This is a genomic window from Ferruginibacter sp., assembly GCF_049840995.1.
Taxonomy (GTDB): Bacteria; Bacteroidota; Bacteroidia; order Chitinophagales; family Chitinophagaceae; genus Ferruginibacter.
Window position 1 is genome coordinate 2,046,162 of the sequence record NZ_JASGIP010000003.1, and the last position, 15,870, is coordinate 2,062,031.

The following is a 15,870-nucleotide window of genomic DNA, read 5'->3' on the forward strand; positions in this document are numbered from 1 at the left end:
TTAAATGAGCAAGCGCCCATTGGTTCCATACTTCTTACAAAAGTTAGATGATAAATTACTGCGCAATAAACCGGCCACCTGGTCTACCCGTGTACACCTGGTCATCTGGTTCTCTTTCCTGTTTGCATTAACAGTAGGCGCATTTGCATTTTTAGCTTTTTTTGATATCAAAGAATACAGCAGTACCGGCAGCTGGGCGACTTTTACCGGGCTCATTGCTTTTATAGGCTTTGTGTTCTGGTTGATATTTTTACTCCGCTTCAATGTGTTCAAACGTTATGGCAACTGGTATCAATGGGATGGGCTAAAAACATTTTTATTGTTTTTCATCTGCATCGGCAGCATAGTGGCAGTTTGTTTTGTTCCTTCAATGGTGGAAACATTCAGGGCCAACCAAAAATTCAGCACTGCTGAGATCGTGAATGATATCAACGAAATAAATACCAATGCCGTAAAACTGGAACACGATCTCATTCCCCTGGAATGGACAAAAGATACCGTTAAACTCATCGACAGGCCTGCAACAGTACAGGTTACTGAAGCGCCGGTTGCTGATGTAACGTACGATAGCGTGGCGGAAATACACGAAAAACAGGTGTATCAATTAATAGATAGTGCAGGTATGAGCAGGAAAATGATGGAGACAGATAGTGTGATAAAACTCAAAGACTCCATCTATGTATTTTATACCAGTCCCGACCTGCAGTTTGTATATACTTACGATGTGGCGGAACACAGCACTCAAAAAATACTCAGCTCCGGCGATATTTACCGGAAAGAAATAATGCATTACAGCAAACCTGCCGACAGGGCTGCATTGCTAAACCGCATGGATGCATTAAAAGAAAAATATGCAGCTGACAACAGGTATCCTTATTATGACGATGAAAGCTATAATATTAATGATAACTACGAAACAAAGATCAAAAAGAAGTACGGTCTTATAAAGGTCGGTTATGGCCTTGCTAATATTACCGGTAAAAAATATGCATGGGTAGATAGCTGGAAAGAATACCTGCGGGTATTTTACTACATAACGCTTACGTTTACACTATTGGTGTTTATATTCCGCCACAGCACTGCTAAAACCTTTTTTCTTTCGTTGCTGGCTGCCGTCATTCTCTCCGTTTTTACGGGATTGATGCTGGTAATGAGCCAGGGCGATGAAGTGGCTGTGCTATCATTTATGGTAGTGTATTACATCGTATTTGCTATTACTGCATTTACCATCAATACTGCAACTGTCAGAACTGCATTGCAGGGCATAGGTCTGAACCTTTTTGTATTTATGACACCGTTTATGCCGCTGGTGTTTGTAGCATTGAATGAGGCGAGAACAAGGTACAGGTATTATGATTATACTTATTTACAAACAGAAAAGCCACACAATACAGCCCTCTATTTATTTATTGCAGAAATTGCAGGCGCGGTGATACTATTGATATTACTGGAAACCGTTTTCAGAAAATTATACCGCAAATGGTACGCAGCACCGGAAAACTAATTGCACTGTTTATTTAAAAACTTCAGCGTGGCCTTATTAAAATCGCTGTACATCTGGTGGTCAGAAACCGCCAGGTCGATCTGTTCCACTACAAAAGCTTTCTGTAAAACATTTAAACTATTCAGCTGCGGAAAGGCAGTAGGATTGGATTGATAAGCCGTAACAAAAGCATCCGAATAACCAATAAAATAATTTTTACCGGTAAGATAACCCTTGCTCTTTAACTCGTTGAAAACAGCAGTGGATTGCGCAATGCTGATATCACCTCTTCTTGCAAATCGTTCCGCATACAAAGGCGAATGTTCTTTAATGAAATATTTACTGCAGATGCCACGGCCGCTGAAAGTGCCGGAATTACTAAGTGCATCCGCATTGCCCTGCGGCCCCACCGCATCATTATTATCAAACCTTGCCATGCAGAATTGAAAAGGCGTTGTAGAGGTTTGTGCAATCGGTGTACCACTCGGTGCACAATAACTAACACCTGCAGTGTATTTAAAAAGCGAAGACAACGATGCAGAAAAAGCGCCGCCATTGCTCATGCCGATGCTGTAACGTAGTTTGCTGCGATTAGTAACACCTCTTGCGTAAAACGTATCCGTAATAGCTTTGATATTGGCATAATCCACATTGGTAACAGAATCAAAAGGGCTGTAACCCCACCTTAATTTACCATCGCCATTGGCATCAATACCGGTAGTGGCCTCTTCCGCTTCGGTAATGATGATGCCGAAATTATCATTCACCAGTTCCTTGTATAATTGTTTGAATTCAAAACTGCTGGCAACATTGGCAGCACTGCCGCCCGTGCCATGCAATAAATAAACAAAGCCCTTATGTCCGGAAGGAAAATAATAATACACCCGTTTTAATCTGTCGCGGCCTTTTATCTGTTCGTATTGCAGCGTAACAGCGGTAATGGCTTTTACACTGCCTGTAAATGAAACATCTTTTGCAGGCATAATGAACCAGGTATGCCACTCTTCAAAAGCATTTAAAAGCGAAACATCGCTGCTGCTCCATTTATCAAATACTTGCGCATCAGTATAAGCTGTGCTGAAAATATGCACGGTATCACCGGTCTTGTATTTACCGGCGCCATAACCATTGTTCACGGTAACAGTAAAGCTGTCTGTAGTAACAGGCGTTACACCAGTACCAGTGTCAGAAGATTTTTTGCAGGAAAAAAGAACAAGTGTGGTAACGGCAATAAGCAGGTGTTTCATTATAGAGGTTTTGCTATAGACAGATTTTTGCGGCTTAGGTTTAAAAAGCCGCAAAAATAGCTAACGCAGTATTGATCCTCTTTATTGTCGCATCCTTACCGATGGTTTCTGCAATAACAAATACCGGCGGGCCAAACTTACCGCCTACCAGCATAATGCGCAAAGGCAATTGCAATTCACCAGGCTTGATATTTTTTGCAGTGGCAAGATCCTTAAAAGCATTTTCAATAACAGGCAGTTGCCAATCATCAATAACACATAAAACCGTAACAAACTCACTGAAGAAAGCAGCCTTATCAGCATTCCATTTTGGTTTTACCGCATCAGCATCCAGTGTTTCCGGATCTTTAAAAAAGAAAACAGACTGCTCATAAAAATCCGGCAGCAAAGTACAACGATCCTTCACCAGTTCTAAAATTTTTTCAAATGCTGTATCGTCGTTTATTAAAATTCCTTTCGAAGTAAATAGCTCTTTAACTTTCAACTTATAACTTTCAACTTTCAACTTTTTTATCCATTCATGATTGAACCATTTCGCTTTTTCATAATCAAACTTGGCACCGCCACTATGCACACGGTCCATACTAAAAAGAGAGATCAGTTCTTCCTTGGTAAATAATTCCTGTTCGGTACCCGCATTCCATCCCAGCAAAGCCAGCAGGTTAATAAAAGCTTCGGGTAAAAATCCTTTTTCTTTAAAACCTTCTGTCAACTCATTGTTCTTCGGATCGGTCCAGTTCATGGCAAAAACAGGAAAGCCATATTTGGCGCCATCCCGCTTACTTAATTTACCACTCGGGCCCAGTATCAACGGCAGGTGAGCCCATTGCGGCATTTTATCCAAACCAAATAAATATTTCCAAAGCAATACATGCACCGGCGCACTGGGCAGCCATTCTTCACCTCTAAAAGCATGCGTGATCTGCATTAAATGATCATCCACCACCACAGCCAAATGATACGTAGGCATACCATCTGCTTTCAGCAAAACTTTATCATCCACCAGGCTGGTCTCATTTTTAATTTCACCACGTATCATATCAGTGAACGAAGTGGTTTCACCTTCAGGCATTTTAATACGTATCACATGTCTTGTGCCTGCAGCAAGTAATTGTTGTGTTTCCTCTGCTGTAAGCGTTAAAGAATTTTTCATCTTCATACGCAGCAGGTGATCGTATTGCGGCGAAGGATTTTCAGCTGTCTTATGATCATTGCGCATTTTTTCCAGCTCTTCCGGTGTATCAAAAGCGTAATAAGCATGTCCATCCTTCACCAGTTGATCGGCATACTGCTGGTAAATGCCTTGTTCTTTTCTTTCGCTCTGTCGATACGGACCGTAAGCGCCACCATGCAGCGGGCTTTCATCCGGTTCAATACCGCACCATTTCAAGCAATCAAAAATATATTCCTCCGCACCCGGCACAAACCGCGTCTGGTCCGTATCTTCAATACGAACGATGAATGTGCCGCCATGATGTTTGGCAAATAAATAATTGTACAACACTGTGCGTACACCACCTAAATGAAGGCCTCCCGTAGGGCTGGGGGCAAATCTTACTCTTACATTACTCATGCTGCAAAGATAAGCGCTGCCAATGCCATTACGAATGACAGCAACAAAAAAACCGCCCTGTTTTGCAGGAACGGCTTTTTAGATATCAATCATCATTATCTTTTATCTCAGGGCGATGGTCCTGGGCGCTTGTCCGTCGATGGAAATGGTGGCCAGTTTATCACAATCACCATTACCAAAATCTATCACCGCATCGTGCTGTGCACCTTCCACTTTTAATTTGCCGGTACCGATATTATCGCAGGCAATTTTCTTTTGCAAAGCTTCGGTGATAAAGCAATCCCTTGTTTTACCGGCCGCATTGGTTACTTTATAATTACCGGTTATCATAAATACATCATCCAGCAAAGTACCGGGTGTATTGGCACCGGCAATCTGCACCACTTCTCTTACACCACTGTGCGTCCAGTATAAACCACCGGGTGCGGTCACCTTTCCATTTTCTACTTTACGTTGCCAGCTGCGTACTGCGGGGGTGCTGGTATTGGTCCAGGTTACAGTAGCTTCTTTCTTAAAACCATTTACAGAATAATTTGTAAAGGTCATCACCGCTTTGCTGCCGGCCTTTCTTACAGAGTCAGACAATACAATATTGATCTTTCCCTTATGCACAATACCATTAGATGAAGTGCAGCTGCCATTACCAAAATCAATCACAATAGTTTTAGGAAAACCTGTAGCAGGTGTTACGCTGATAGCAGCACAGGCAAGTATATTCGAAGTTTGTACCGGTTGTGCAGTAAAGTTGCTGCCCAGCAGGTTTTTATCTGCAGCTGCTTCCATAAACACATTACTGGCATCTTCAACAAGGTTATCAGCAATGGCCTGGTCGCCACTCAGTTCAAAAGTGGTTTCATTTTCTGTATTGTCGGTGCTGTTGGTAAGCCCCGCATTATCCTTGGTACAGGAAAACAGCGAAATTGTAAGTGTAAAAATTACAAGTACAGATTGGAGTCTATTTGGTTTCATAGGCGGTAATTTAATGGTGCCGGCGGATTAATTGGATATACGTGGATTTCCGGCATTTACCTGTATTGGTAACGACGCAAAATTGTAAATATTGTGCCCGGTACCGGTTTTTAACGCTAAAAAAGGCTGTTTTTTCCAGTTTTTAGGCTGTAGATTTGTCCTGATTTTATAGATATGATAGCCCCCCATTTCTGGCGAGAATCCAAAGCCAAATTCTTTAAAAAAGACCTTTTTTTTATCACCACACCCTGGTGGTTGCGCAGGCTTTTTCCCGGCTGTACCTGGGATATCAAGACCAAAGAAAAAGAGATCTATATCAGTTTTGATGATGGCCCGCATCCCACCATTACGCCCTTTGTGTTGAACGAACTGAAGAAATACAATGCCAAGGCCACCTTTTTTTGTATTGGGGATAATGTAAGAAAATACCCGGAAGTATATCAGCAGGTCATCAACGATGGCCATGCCATCGGCAACCACACCATGCACCATATTAATGGCTGGAAAACACCCGATGAACAATATATCAATGATATAGCCGAAGCAGACCAATACATCAGCACCAATTTATTTCGTCCCCCTTATGGCAGGATCACCAAAAGCCAGATAAAAAAACTCTCTGTAAAAGAAACCGGGCAACCTCAAAAACCGGTATTGAAAACCATTATGTGGTCGGTACTTGCCGGCGACTGGATAGCCACTTTAAAGCCTGAAAAATGTTTTGAGCAGGTTAAAAAAAGCGTGTATCCCGGTTGCATCATTGTATTTCACGACAGTGATAAAGCGAATGACCGTATGAGTTATGCACTGCCAAAACTGCTGGAACACTTTTCTGCAAAGGGCTATGTTTTTAAAAAAGATCATAGTAAATTCCGAAGTATAAAGAAGGAAAAACAGGGTGTTTACGAAGAGGAAATGCCTTAAAAAAAATTGGGCCTGGGTAGAAACCCTGGCCCGTTTTTAATCCGTACCCTATGAAAACTAGGATAAATGTACAACCTTGTTTTCAAAAAAGCAATATTTTTTTTGATATTAAAAAGTAATTGTATGTTCAACCCCATGAATTTACACGGACGTAAGCATCTTACAACCCCTCTTAGCTTAGTCCAGCAAGGCTTTCAGCCGATCTGCTGTTCAATGTATCTTGCCCTTAAAGAAGTAAACTTTTTTGATGAGCGGTTACATAATTACAGGCTACCGGGGTCGCAGGGGCCTATATGCCTTTCGTTATCCCTGGTGCCATACAGGCAATCTGCCACTTATATGGCAGATCGCTTTTGATAACAAATGTTTTAAAATAAAGGTGAATATGAATACCTGCCTATGACCATGCCTTTAGTAAAGAGTTTAAAGCATTGTTGAGGTTTTTTAAAGAGATTTGCAGTTCAAATAACAGCATGAACATAATAGATACCCATTGCCACCTGTATTCGGAAGAGTTTGTGCAAGACCTGGATGCGGTAATGGACCGTGCCGCCCATGAAGGTGTGAGCAGATTCTACTTACCGGCAATAGATAGTACAGCACATAAAGACATGATAGCGCTGGAAGAAAAATATCCCGGCAAATGTATCGCCATGATGGGCCTGCATCCCTGCTATGTAAAAGAGAACTACAAGCAGGAACTACAGCAGGTGGAAGAATGGCTGGACAAAAGAAGTTTTGTGGCAGTAGGGGAGATCGGCCTGGATTTTTACTGGGATAAAACATTTACTGCACAGCAATACGAAGCGTTCAGGATACAGGCGGAATGGGCCCTGCAATACAACCTGCCCATAGTGATACATACCCGCAATGCCATGCCCGAAACCATTGCACTGGTAAAAGAATATACCGGTCGTGGCCTTAAAGGCATCTTTCACTGCTTTAGCGGCAATTACCAGGATGCGCTGGAAATTACTGCCATGGGCTTTTACCTGGGCATCGGGGGGGTGATAACCTATAAAAATTCCGGCCTTGCAGAGGCAATAGAAAAGATAGATACCCAATACCTGGTGCTGGAAACCGATGCGCCCTACCTTACACCGGTGCCGTTCCGAGGCAAAAGAAACGAAAGCAGCTACTTAAAATATGTAGTGGAAAAACTGGCACAGGTAAAAGGCATTACCACCGAAGAACTTGCCGCAATAACCACCACCAACGCCCAAAAAATATTCGGCATTTAAAAGCTGAAACCGTATTTTTGCCCTCCCAAAAAAAGAGGGAATTGTTTCGAGTGGTTGAATTAGTCTCGATCCTTGGGGCAAAAGTGAGGTTAGGGAAAATTTACAAAAGGAGACGTGTCCGAGTGGTTGAAGGAGCACGCCTGGAAAGTGTGTATAGGGGAAACTCTATCGCGAGTTCGAATCTCGCCGTCTCCGCAAAATAACAAAACGTTATCGTCCCGATACATCGGGAAATCTTGTCATCTCCGCAAAATATTATCATTCCATCCTTCATTTGTCGAAGGATTTTTTATTAGACCACCTCGATAAGAATATTTAAAAGTTTTTCAGTTAAGTAACGGTGTAGAATATACGAATATTCGTCTCACTTTTTATTTTACTCCTTTCATGCAACCATTTTTACTCATTATCGTCATATAAGTATGATCAAGTTCTTGATGAACCTGGTCCATTTCTTGTGGTTTCAGAGGTAACTTGCCGGAGATCTTTATCTCTGGCATTTTTTTAATGATGAGAAACCAACTGCAATAAAATCCCCCTAAAATAAGGGGGACTATCACCTGCAAGTTGCGGGTAAATAGAACAACGCTTTCTTACAATTTTGTACTGCTTAAACACTGAGCCACATCTTAACCAGGTATACAGCAAAACACTGCAGGAATGTTTTGAGTATTTAACAAGAAAATGAATTTTAGTATAGGCATGGCTGATCCCTGGTTATTATAAAGGGCTTCTGAAAAGAAAGCCTGTTCCTGCCAGGTGTTTTGCATAAATACAATACGGGCAAAGCGAAAGTAATGTCTGGCCGGGAGCAGGAGGTAAGGGCCTGTTCCCGGTAATTTTAAAACCCGGTAACAATGAAACCATCATTCGACCTTTTACAATCATCAAAAAGCATTTTTACAAGCGAAAAAATTGCGGGAGCATCCTTGCTGTTAAATGAAGAAGAACAGGGATTGCAAAAGGCATTGAATGTAATTATACCTACCATGCTGTATGGGTTGGCTGAAAAAGCAGCTACCTGGTATGGCGCTTCAGATATTGCGCAAAGGGCCACCGATGCCTATAAACAGGGAATGCTGGATGATACAGCAACAGCGCTTGCTGAGGGCACAGGATCCTACCTGTTTTTATTGAGCGATATGTTCGGCAGAAAATCAGGCGAGATCATTGAAACAATTGCAACCTACTCCGGTATAAAATATCCATCAGTTACTGCACTGATCTCAGCTGCATTGCCCGCTATTCTGGCCTTGATAGGCAAACAAAAAACAAAGAACGATGCCAATTCCACCTGGCTGGCAGCATTACTGGCTTATAACAAAAACAGTTTTGCAAACGATCTGCCCGAAGGGATCAAACTGGTGGAAGAAGAGGAGCATATAGCAGAAGAGCATTTGGAGCAGGAAGAAAAAAAGAAGCTGTCTGCAGGCTGGGTATCCGGTATAGCTATGATGTTGCTATCGGTGATCTTCTTCGGCTGGCTCATCCTTAATAAGAACCAGCCTGATAACAGTGATATTAAAAAAAGCGAAAAACTGCTGAATAAATCGGTACGGGAAACAACTGTGAGCATACCCAATAACCGCTAAAATTTTATTCGATATAACAATGCTTGTCTTATTCTTAAACTAAAAATTAAAACTATGGAAGGGTTTATCATTTCTTTGATCCTGGGCGCTGCAGCCGGTTGGCTTGGCAGTATGCTTTTTAAAGGTAATGGCCTTGGTATAATTGGAAATATAGTGGTGGGTATCATCGGTGGCTGGCTGGGCTATTGGTTATTAGGTAGGCTTGGTATCAGTTTCGGTGGAGGTCCAATAGGTTACATACTTACTGCAGCAATTGGCGCTGTTGGCCTGCTGGCAATACTGAATCTTGTTTTCAAACTCCGATAAATCGTTTTTTCATTTTTGAGGTGATCCAATATCCGCAACCTTTACAGGTTAAAGCTTATGCAATGTTAAGCAGGAGGGTTGAATATTCAACCCTCTTTTTTTTTAATTACATATTTCGTGTACACTATATAGTTATGTAATAAAAACAATTTAAAATACTTCGGTTAAAAAAATATGCAGATAATTTTTTTATACCTGCAACCCTTGCTTTACACAAGCCGTCTAATTATTTAACGGGTAATTTTTAAAGCGATAAAATCCTGGAGAGAAAAGTAAAGAAGCCCCCTAAATTTATGGGGTTTGTTCACAGCAAATAACGTGGGGAATAAGCTGCCAACCGCTTGATCTTTGTGAAAACAATAAAGGAAAATAATAGTAAGGTTGCTTTAAAAAAAAGCAATACTGCAACATAACTAAAGAAGGTTTATTAGGATAAGGTTTAAACTGTGTGACAGCAAAGTCACAAAAAATCTGGTATTTCTATACCGGATTTTTTATTTTTTAGTATTGATATCAGGAATGTACAAACCGTTCTGCATAGCAAAAACGATCAGATCGGACGTGCGCTTTACCTTTAATTTGTTCAGTACACAACGGTGATAATACTGAACGGTGTGAGCGCTCAGGTTAAGATCGTAAGCAATTTCTTTGATGGTAAGGCCACTGCATACTTTGTGCAGCACTTCTTTTTCCCTGGGCGATAAATGATAGATCACCTGCTCTTCGGTGAACATGGTATTGAGCATACTGTCCCTTAGACTTTTGGAAATGTATTGTTTCCCGTCCTTCACTTCATAGATGGCTTCCAGCAATTCTTCCAGCGGCGATGATTTTGACAGATAGCCATTGGCTCCTGCACGTATTACCTGTTTTACAGTTTGCACATCGGTGATACTGCTCAATACCAGTATCTTGATCTTATCCTGGTAAAGCTTTCGTACAATTTCTATAAGCTTAATGCCATTGGACCCAGGCATCATCAGGTCCGAAATAATGATATCGGGCAGGGGTACCATTTTTTCAGAAAGAAAAATATCAGCGTTATTGAAGGTTTTAACCTGGCCGATACCCGGCTGTAATAACAACATACTTTTTACTGATTCAGTAAGAAGGGGGTGATCATCTACTAAGGCAATGAACATAGCGGTATAAACTGAGCGGTTAATGAATATGATGCAAGCAATACTAATTTAAAAAAACTAATGATAAAATGCAAGTTAATGTTTACTACCCCGGTATATCGTACTATTGGCCGGGGCAAATAAAATATACAGCATAACGCCGGCAAAAGGCGATGCTTATGAATGCATGGTTATAACAAAGGGAGGTTTTACAGCTTAGCTGCTTTTTACTTCTGGTATATATAAGCCATTTTGCATGGCAAATACAATAAGGTCGGCCGTTCTCTTTACTTTCAGTTTATTCATCACGCAACGGTGATAGTACTGTACCGTATGCACACTTAAATGCAGTACCTGTGCGATCTCTTTAATAGTTGATCCTCCGCAAACTTTATTCAATACTTCTTTTTCCCTTGGCGAAAGATGAAAGATGATCTTTTCTTCGGAAAAGATGCTGTTAAGCAGGCTTAAGCGCAATGCTTTTTCAATGTATTGTTTACCGCTGAAAACGGTATTTACAGCATCCAGCAATTCTTCCACCGAAACTCTTTTGGATAAATAGGCAAGGGCGCCCGCCCTGATAGCCTGTCTTATTGTTTGCACATCTGTAATGCTGGAGAGTATCATCCGCTTTGCATTTTCCTGGTATATAGTGCGACAGGCTTCCAGGAAATCCAGGCCGTTCATTCCCTGCATCATCAGGTCGGCAATTATTATATCAGGCGCCTGTGTACTGTGTTCCTTTATAAATATTTCGGCGCTTGAATAAATTGTTACATCACTGTAACCATGCTGCTTTAATAAGTTCTTTAAACACTCTATGAACAGGATATGATCATCAATCAATACAATCGTCATTATATATCCTTTAAGTATGATCCTAAAGATCAAACATACGGATACTAAACCAGCTTTATTTAAACACCCACCTAAATTAGGGGGGGAGTTTAAACAAATTAACTGGGAACTCTTTCTGGCAATAGGCGCAAATTTACAGTGTATTTACTGAGGGTGTAATTACAGTATTATACTGATCTGACTAAAATAATTTATCAATATAGTTTAACCTCTATTTGAGGTTTGTTTCAGAAAAGCGAGGCTGGTTTCTACCGGCCTTTTTTATTTTGCTATTACAGGTATGTATAAAGGTAACAATCCCCCAAAAAATTACTGGTGATGACGATAATATCATGGGGCAATTTTACTGCAGGCATTACGCATTTTTGTATCACAGTTACTGACAATATCAATGCCGGTGATACCAGCAAAAAATATCATCAACAACTGCCGCCCGTTTTTAACCAATATAATATGAAAACCCCTTTGATCCATACCCCTTAGAAAATTTAAAGAGCTTACCGAAACGCCGCATCCCCAGCGGCGTTTATTTTTTTTCTGTAGACAGGATCATTGTGATAGTAAAACTGGTATAGTTATTGCCAAGTGTTGTTTTTTATAACTAATTGAACAATAAACAAACAGCATTATGAAAAAGCACCTTATCCTGGCTATTGCTGCCTTCATCTTTTTTACATCTTATTCAAATGCGCAAAGTATGGGGCGCAGCTACAGCACCGCACTGGGTGTTAAAGTGCTGGATGGCGGCGGTATCACACTCAAGCATTTTATAAACGACAGGGATGCGCTGGAAGGTATCGGGTATTTCTGGAGCCATGGTACCCGTATCACCGGTTTGTACGAATTGCATTTTGATATAACGGATGCACCCGGTTTAAAATGGTACATTGGTCCCGGTGTTCATATCGGTTTTTACAATACTAAATATGGCGGTGGTAGTTTTGCCGGCGTGGATGGTGTACTGGGGCTTGATTACAAGGTGAACAATGCACCGCTCAACCTTTCCCTGGACTGGCAACCGTCTTTTGAATTTGGCACCGGCAGGGGCTTTACAGGTAGCTGGGGTGGATTAGGTATACGTTATACTTTCTAAAAATATTTTTTGCAGATGGAAAAAGTTATTCCAATACCTTTTCCATTTGCATACTCCTGCTGCCTTTGATCAATATCTCAGCATCGCTGAAATGCTGTTGTGCGAACCATTCCTTGGCCTGCAGGCTGTTTGCAAAATTAATATAGCTGTGTTGCAGTTTGTGATAATCACCACCCACTAAAACAACTGCTTTCCATTTATGCGCATCAATCACTTGAATAATGCCTTCGTGTTCTTTAAGGCTTTCGTTGCCCAGCTCCATCATACCACCAAGTAATAAAACTTTATTGCCGCCTTCCATCTTTGCAAAATTTTCTATGGCGGCTTTCATACTGGTGGGGTTGGCATTGTAAGCATCCAGGATGATCTTGTTGCTTCCTTTTTGTATCAGCTGCGAGCGGCTGTTGCTGGGCGTATAATGTTCCAGCGCCGATTGTATCTTTTCATCAGCAACATTAAAATATTTTCCAACTGCAATAGCGGCCAGCACATTGGGTAAATTATATTCTCCCACCAATTGCGTTTTGATGGTTTTAATAGCAGCGCCTTTGGTAACAGCCACTTCTAAAAATTCTGTACTGCTTTTTACTTCGCCGGTAATTTCTGCATCCCTGGTTCCGTATGTTTTTACAACTGCAATGTCATGACTCATTTCCTGCAGGTACACGTAATCGTGCATGATGAATGCAGTGCCGTTGTTAGCTCTTAAAAAATCAAACAATTCGCCTTTGCCTTTTCTTACCCCTTCTTCACCACCAAAACCTTCCAGGTGGGCTTTACCGCAATTGGTGATGAGGCCATGCGTAGGTAAAGTGAACTTGCAATAGCTTTCTATTTCTTTTTGATGATTGGCGCCCATTTCTATCAAAGCCATTTCTGCATCGGCTTTTATTTTTAAAATGGTTAAAGGAATACCGATATGATTATTAAGATTGCCTTCGGTGGTATAGGTTTTATAAGTGCTGTTCAAAACCTCGTGCAGTAATTCCTTGGTAGTTGTTTTACCATTACTACCGGTAATTGCAATGAACGGAATATTGAATTGCTGACGATGATGTTTGGCAAGCAGCTGCATGGTGGTCAACACATCTTCTACCTGTATGGTACGTTCTTTTATACTATCGGTGGGTTCATCTACAATTGCGTATGCAGCGCCTGCATCCAGGGCTTTTTGTGCAAAGCTGTTACCATTAAAATTAGGGCCCTTTAAAGCAAAGTACAGATCGTTGGTCTTTAACTTCCTGGTATCTGTCTGTACCGAAGGGTATTGTAAAAATATCTTGTATAGTTCTTCTATTTGCATGTTTCAAAAATACTATAGATGTGGTTAACAGCGCAATAAAAAAAGCGCTTCCAGATGGAAGCGCTTTTGAATTATGTAAGCGAAATTATTTTTTCTTTTTTCTTGAATTCTGTTTACGGCTGCCGAAGATATTACCTTCTTTAAAGCCAGGTCCTTCCGGTGGTCCAAGATAAGTTTGAGCGCAACGGAAACCAACAGTGCTTGAAGCCTGGTCTTCCTGCATAAAGCGGCGTGCGCCCGGAGATAACCAGTATGGCCTGTCGTTCCAGCTACCACCTTTAATTACCCTTGACTGATCGTTCACCAGTGAAGAAACACCATATCCGTAGTAAACACCGCTGGCAGAGTCGCCATCCAGGTAGTTGATCACGTTATTTTTCTGGTAGTTGCTGCGGTTCTTAACTTCATCATCAGAAATATCCACTTTTTTAAGCCTGTTTACTTCTGTAGCGCCTACGCTGTCTTTCTGGTATTCGCCTGCAGAATTTTTATAGTAACGCTGGAATTTGTTACCACGATAGTAGTTAAAATCCTGGCCGTCCAAAGAAGTTTGCGCCCTGTACACATCACCTACCCATTCGCTTACGTTACCACTCATGTTATACAAGCCAAAAGCGTTCGGATAGAAAGATTTGATATTGCCAGGGATAGCGGCACGGTCATTCAAACCACCGGCAACACCCATGTTATCACCACTACCACGTTTAAAGTTAGCGAGGAATTTACCCTGCCAGCTACCGCGGCGGTTATCCCTTAACCCGTTGGGGTTGTTGCTCCAGGAGTAGATCTGCTGGTTGCTCAACAATTCTTCACCGGATTTACCTTCTTTTTTACGTGGAGAAGGGTTCTGAGCGAAGATACCATAAGCGGCATATTCCCATTCGGCTTCGGTTGGCAGGCGGTAGCCCATGTTCAGGATACCATCGTCCATTTTCACCAAACCTCTTGGTTTACCGTTCACGTCTTTCAGATCAGATTTTTTAGGTTTATTCTTACTCTGGATAAGATCTGGAGCCATTAAATATGTTTCGGTATTGAAGGCATCTGCACCAGCGCCTTTCATTTCTTTTTTAGCGGCATCTTTTTTAAGGTAGCCTTTCTGGATCAGGTTCAGTTCGTTCACCCTGTCTGTTCTCCAGATACAGAAATCGTGGGCCTGCTGCCAGTTAACACCTACAACAGGGTAGTAGTTATAAGATGGATACCTGAAATAGTATTCAACGTAAGGCTCGTTATAAGCCAGTTCTTCACGCCAAACCAAAGTATCAGGCAGTGCTTTTCTCATTACAGAAGTATCGCCTGAGAAAGTGTTTTCCAGCCAGTACAGGTACTCCCTGTAATGTACGTTGGCCACTTCGGTCTCGTCGATGAAAAAGGAAGGAACAGTAACACGGCGCGGAACATTATTCCAGTCTCCCATTACATCCTCATCTTTTGCACCCATTACAAACGAACCACCCTGTACGAAAACAAGGCCGGGACCAGCTTTGGGATACTTTACCTTTGCCACATGGAAATTACCCATGTTCTTATCATCATAATTCCAACCGGTGGTAGATGATTTGGAAGGTTTCTTTTTAAATAAACCGCCGTTTTTACAGGCACTCAAGGAAAGTGCTGCTGCGGTAACTAGGAAGAGAGATTTACCTGAAAGTAGTTTTAACATGTTCGTTCGTTTATCAAATTGTTTAACGAAAGGTTTTCTTTTTTATTGTATATGGGGTGTACTGGCTGCAATATAAATATTTTATGCAACATACCGGTTACCAACACCTTTTTTTTACCCACTAAAATGATTTTAAAAAATCTGTTTATTAAAAAATCATACAAGTGAAACTGTTTTGTTGCCATTTTTATTGCCTGGATGGAAAAAATTAAAATATTACTTTAAATCTAATATGGAATAATAAATTAGTTGATGCAACAAATTTGAAATAATGGCTGTCTGCTGTTCGGAATTTTCAGTCAAACGGGTTAAAAATCAATATTTTTGCACAATTGGCTGGTTAATTAGATTTATTTTCCGATATTAGTTCTCTGAAATCAAAATTTGGGTTATTGTTGGATTGAATAAACCAGGTTTAAACTGTTTTTTAATCTTTCTGCAAACAATAATCGATAACATATATCGTTTGCTAGTTTGAAAGGGTGTACCTGTAA

At 41.1% G+C, this 15,870-nt stretch carries 14 protein-coding genes and 1 tRNA gene; 8 read left to right on the plus strand and 7 right to left on the minus strand.

Going from position 1 to position 15,870, the window contains the following annotated elements:
* Nucleotides 1-4: 4 nt before the first annotated feature.
* Nucleotides 5-1,504, plus strand: a complete 1,500-nt coding sequence (locus tag QM738_RS10505; RefSeq protein WP_462276650.1) for a hypothetical protein — start codon at nt 5-7, stop codon at nt 1,502-1,504.
* Here the strand turns inward: QM738_RS10505 and QM738_RS10510 are convergent.
* The 3 genes from QM738_RS10510 to QM738_RS10520 all read right to left on the minus strand — a co-directional run bounded on the left by QM738_RS10510 (nt 1,501) and on the right by QM738_RS10520 (nt 5,272).
* Nucleotides 1,501-2,730 (minus strand): hypothetical protein, encoded by a 1,230-nt coding sequence (locus QM738_RS10510; RefSeq protein ID WP_462276651.1) that lies wholly within the window; start codon nt 2,728-2,730, stop codon nt 1,501-1,503. The genes QM738_RS10505 and QM738_RS10510 overlap by 4 nt on opposite strands.
* 40 nt (nt 2,731-2,770) lie before the next feature.
* On the minus strand, nt 2,771-4,303 hold the full coding sequence (gene gltX / locus QM738_RS10515; protein ID WP_462276652.1) for a glutamate--tRNA ligase: 1,533 nt from the start codon (nt 4,301-4,303) through the stop codon (nt 2,771-2,773).
* Between the two features lie 102 nt (nt 4,304-4,405).
* The gene (locus QM738_RS10520) at nt 4,406-5,272 is read right to left on the minus strand and encodes a hypothetical protein (RefSeq protein WP_462276653.1); all 867 of its coding nucleotides are present in this window, start codon (nt 5,270-5,272) and stop codon (nt 4,406-4,408) included.
* Nucleotides 5,273-5,446: 174 nt separating this feature from the next.
* Here QM738_RS10520 and QM738_RS10525 point away from each other — a divergent pair, with 174 nt between their 5' ends.
* From QM738_RS10525 to QM738_RS10545, 5 genes are all read left to right on the plus strand, one after another.
* A complete protein-coding gene (locus tag QM738_RS10525; protein WP_462276654.1) occupies nt 5,447-6,196 on the plus strand; it encodes a polysaccharide deacetylase family protein in 750 nt (249 codons plus the stop codon).
* A 473-nt stretch (nt 6,197-6,669) separates the two neighbouring features.
* Nucleotides 6,670-7,437 (plus strand): TatD family hydrolase, encoded by a 768-nt coding sequence (locus QM738_RS10530; RefSeq protein ID WP_462276655.1) that lies wholly within the window; start codon nt 6,670-6,672, stop codon nt 7,435-7,437.
* Between the two features lie 108 nt (nt 7,438-7,545).
* Nucleotides 7,546-7,632: transfer RNA gene (locus tag QM738_RS10535), tRNA-Ser, on the plus strand.
* Between the two features lie 662 nt (nt 7,633-8,294).
* A complete protein-coding gene (locus QM738_RS10540; RefSeq protein WP_462276656.1) occupies nt 8,295-9,029 on the plus strand; it encodes a DUF937 domain-containing protein in 735 nt (244 codons plus the stop codon).
* A 54-nt stretch (nt 9,030-9,083) separates the two neighbouring features.
* Nucleotides 9,084-9,335 (plus strand): GlsB/YeaQ/YmgE family stress response membrane protein, encoded by a 252-nt coding sequence (locus QM738_RS10545; protein ID WP_462276657.1) that lies wholly within the window; start codon nt 9,084-9,086, stop codon nt 9,333-9,335.
* 494 nt (nt 9,336-9,829) lie between these two features.
* Here the strand turns inward: QM738_RS10545 and QM738_RS10550 are convergent, their stop codons facing one another.
* Both QM738_RS10550 and QM738_RS10555 read right to left on the minus strand, forming a co-directional pair.
* A complete protein-coding gene (locus QM738_RS10550; protein WP_462276658.1) occupies nt 9,830-10,477 on the minus strand; it encodes a response regulator in 648 nt (215 codons plus the stop codon).
* A 195-nt stretch (nt 10,478-10,672) separates the two neighbouring features.
* Entirely contained in the window at nt 10,673-11,314 is a 642-nt protein-coding gene (locus QM738_RS10555; RefSeq protein ID WP_462276659.1) for a response regulator transcription factor, read from the minus strand.
* 318 nt (nt 11,315-11,632) lie between these two features.
* On the opposite strand from QM738_RS10555, the gene QM738_RS10560 reads away from it, so the two are divergent.
* A complete protein-coding gene (locus QM738_RS10560) occupies nt 11,633-11,797 on the plus strand; it encodes a hypothetical protein (protein WP_462276660.1) in 165 nt (54 codons plus the stop codon).
* Between the two features lie 145 nt (nt 11,798-11,942).
* Nucleotides 11,943-12,407, plus strand: coding sequence for a hypothetical protein (locus tag QM738_RS10565; protein ID WP_462276661.1), 465 nt, complete (start codon nt 11,943-11,945; stop codon nt 12,405-12,407).
* 25 nt (nt 12,408-12,432) lie between these two features.
* Here the strand turns inward: QM738_RS10565 and QM738_RS10570 are convergent, their stop codons facing one another.
* Nucleotides 12,433-13,710 carry a UDP-N-acetylmuramoyl-tripeptide--D-alanyl-D-alanine ligase gene (locus QM738_RS10570; RefSeq protein ID WP_462276662.1) on the minus strand — a complete coding sequence of 426 codons (1,278 nt, stop codon included), beginning with the start codon at nt 13,708-13,710 and terminating at the stop codon, nt 12,433-12,435.
* 85 nt (nt 13,711-13,795) lie between these two features.
* The gene (locus QM738_RS10575; protein ID WP_462276663.1) at nt 13,796-15,376 is read right to left on the minus strand and encodes an SUMF1/EgtB/PvdO family nonheme iron enzyme; all 1,581 of its coding nucleotides are present in this window, start codon (nt 15,374-15,376) and stop codon (nt 13,796-13,798) included.
* Between the last annotated feature and the right edge of the window lie 494 nt (nt 15,377-15,870).

Bases quoted from the DNA above. Each gene is read 5' to 3' on its own strand.
- QM738_RS10505 (WP_462276650.1), top strand. From the start codon at position 5: ATGAGCAAGCGCCCATTGGTTCCATACTTCTTACAAAAGTTAGATGAT.
- QM738_RS10510 (WP_462276651.1), bottom strand. From the start codon at position 2,730: ATGAAACACCTGCTTATTGCCGTTACCACACTTGTTCTTTTTTCCTGC.
- gltX (WP_462276652.1), bottom strand. From the start codon at position 4,303: ATGAGTAATGTAAGAGTAAGATTTGCCCCCAGCCCTACGGGAGGCCTT.
- QM738_RS10520 (WP_462276653.1), bottom strand. From the start codon at position 5,272: ATGAAACCAAATAGACTCCAATCTGTACTTGTAATTTTTACACTTACA.
- QM738_RS10525 (WP_462276654.1), top strand. From the start codon at position 5,447: ATGATAGCCCCCCATTTCTGGCGAGAATCCAAAGCCAAATTCTTTAAA.
- QM738_RS10530 (WP_462276655.1), top strand. From the start codon at position 6,670: ATGAACATAATAGATACCCATTGCCACCTGTATTCGGAAGAGTTTGTG.
- QM738_RS10540 (WP_462276656.1), top strand. From the start codon at position 8,295: ATGAAACCATCATTCGACCTTTTACAATCATCAAAAAGCATTTTTACA.
- QM738_RS10545 (WP_462276657.1), top strand. From the start codon at position 9,084: ATGGAAGGGTTTATCATTTCTTTGATCCTGGGCGCTGCAGCCGGTTGG.
- QM738_RS10550 (WP_462276658.1), bottom strand. From the start codon at position 10,477: ATGTTCATTGCCTTAGTAGATGATCACCCCCTTCTTACTGAATCAGTA.
- QM738_RS10555 (WP_462276659.1), bottom strand. From the start codon at position 11,314: ATGACGATTGTATTGATTGATGATCATATCCTGTTCATAGAGTGTTTA.
- QM738_RS10560 (WP_462276660.1), top strand. From the start codon at position 11,633: ATGACGATAATATCATGGGGCAATTTTACTGCAGGCATTACGCATTTT.
- QM738_RS10565 (WP_462276661.1), top strand. From the start codon at position 11,943: ATGAAAAAGCACCTTATCCTGGCTATTGCTGCCTTCATCTTTTTTACA.
- QM738_RS10570 (WP_462276662.1), bottom strand. From the start codon at position 13,710: ATGCAAATAGAAGAACTATACAAGATATTTTTACAATACCCTTCGGTA.
- QM738_RS10575 (WP_462276663.1), bottom strand. From the start codon at position 15,376: ATGTTAAAACTACTTTCAGGTAAATCTCTCTTCCTAGTTACCGCAGCA.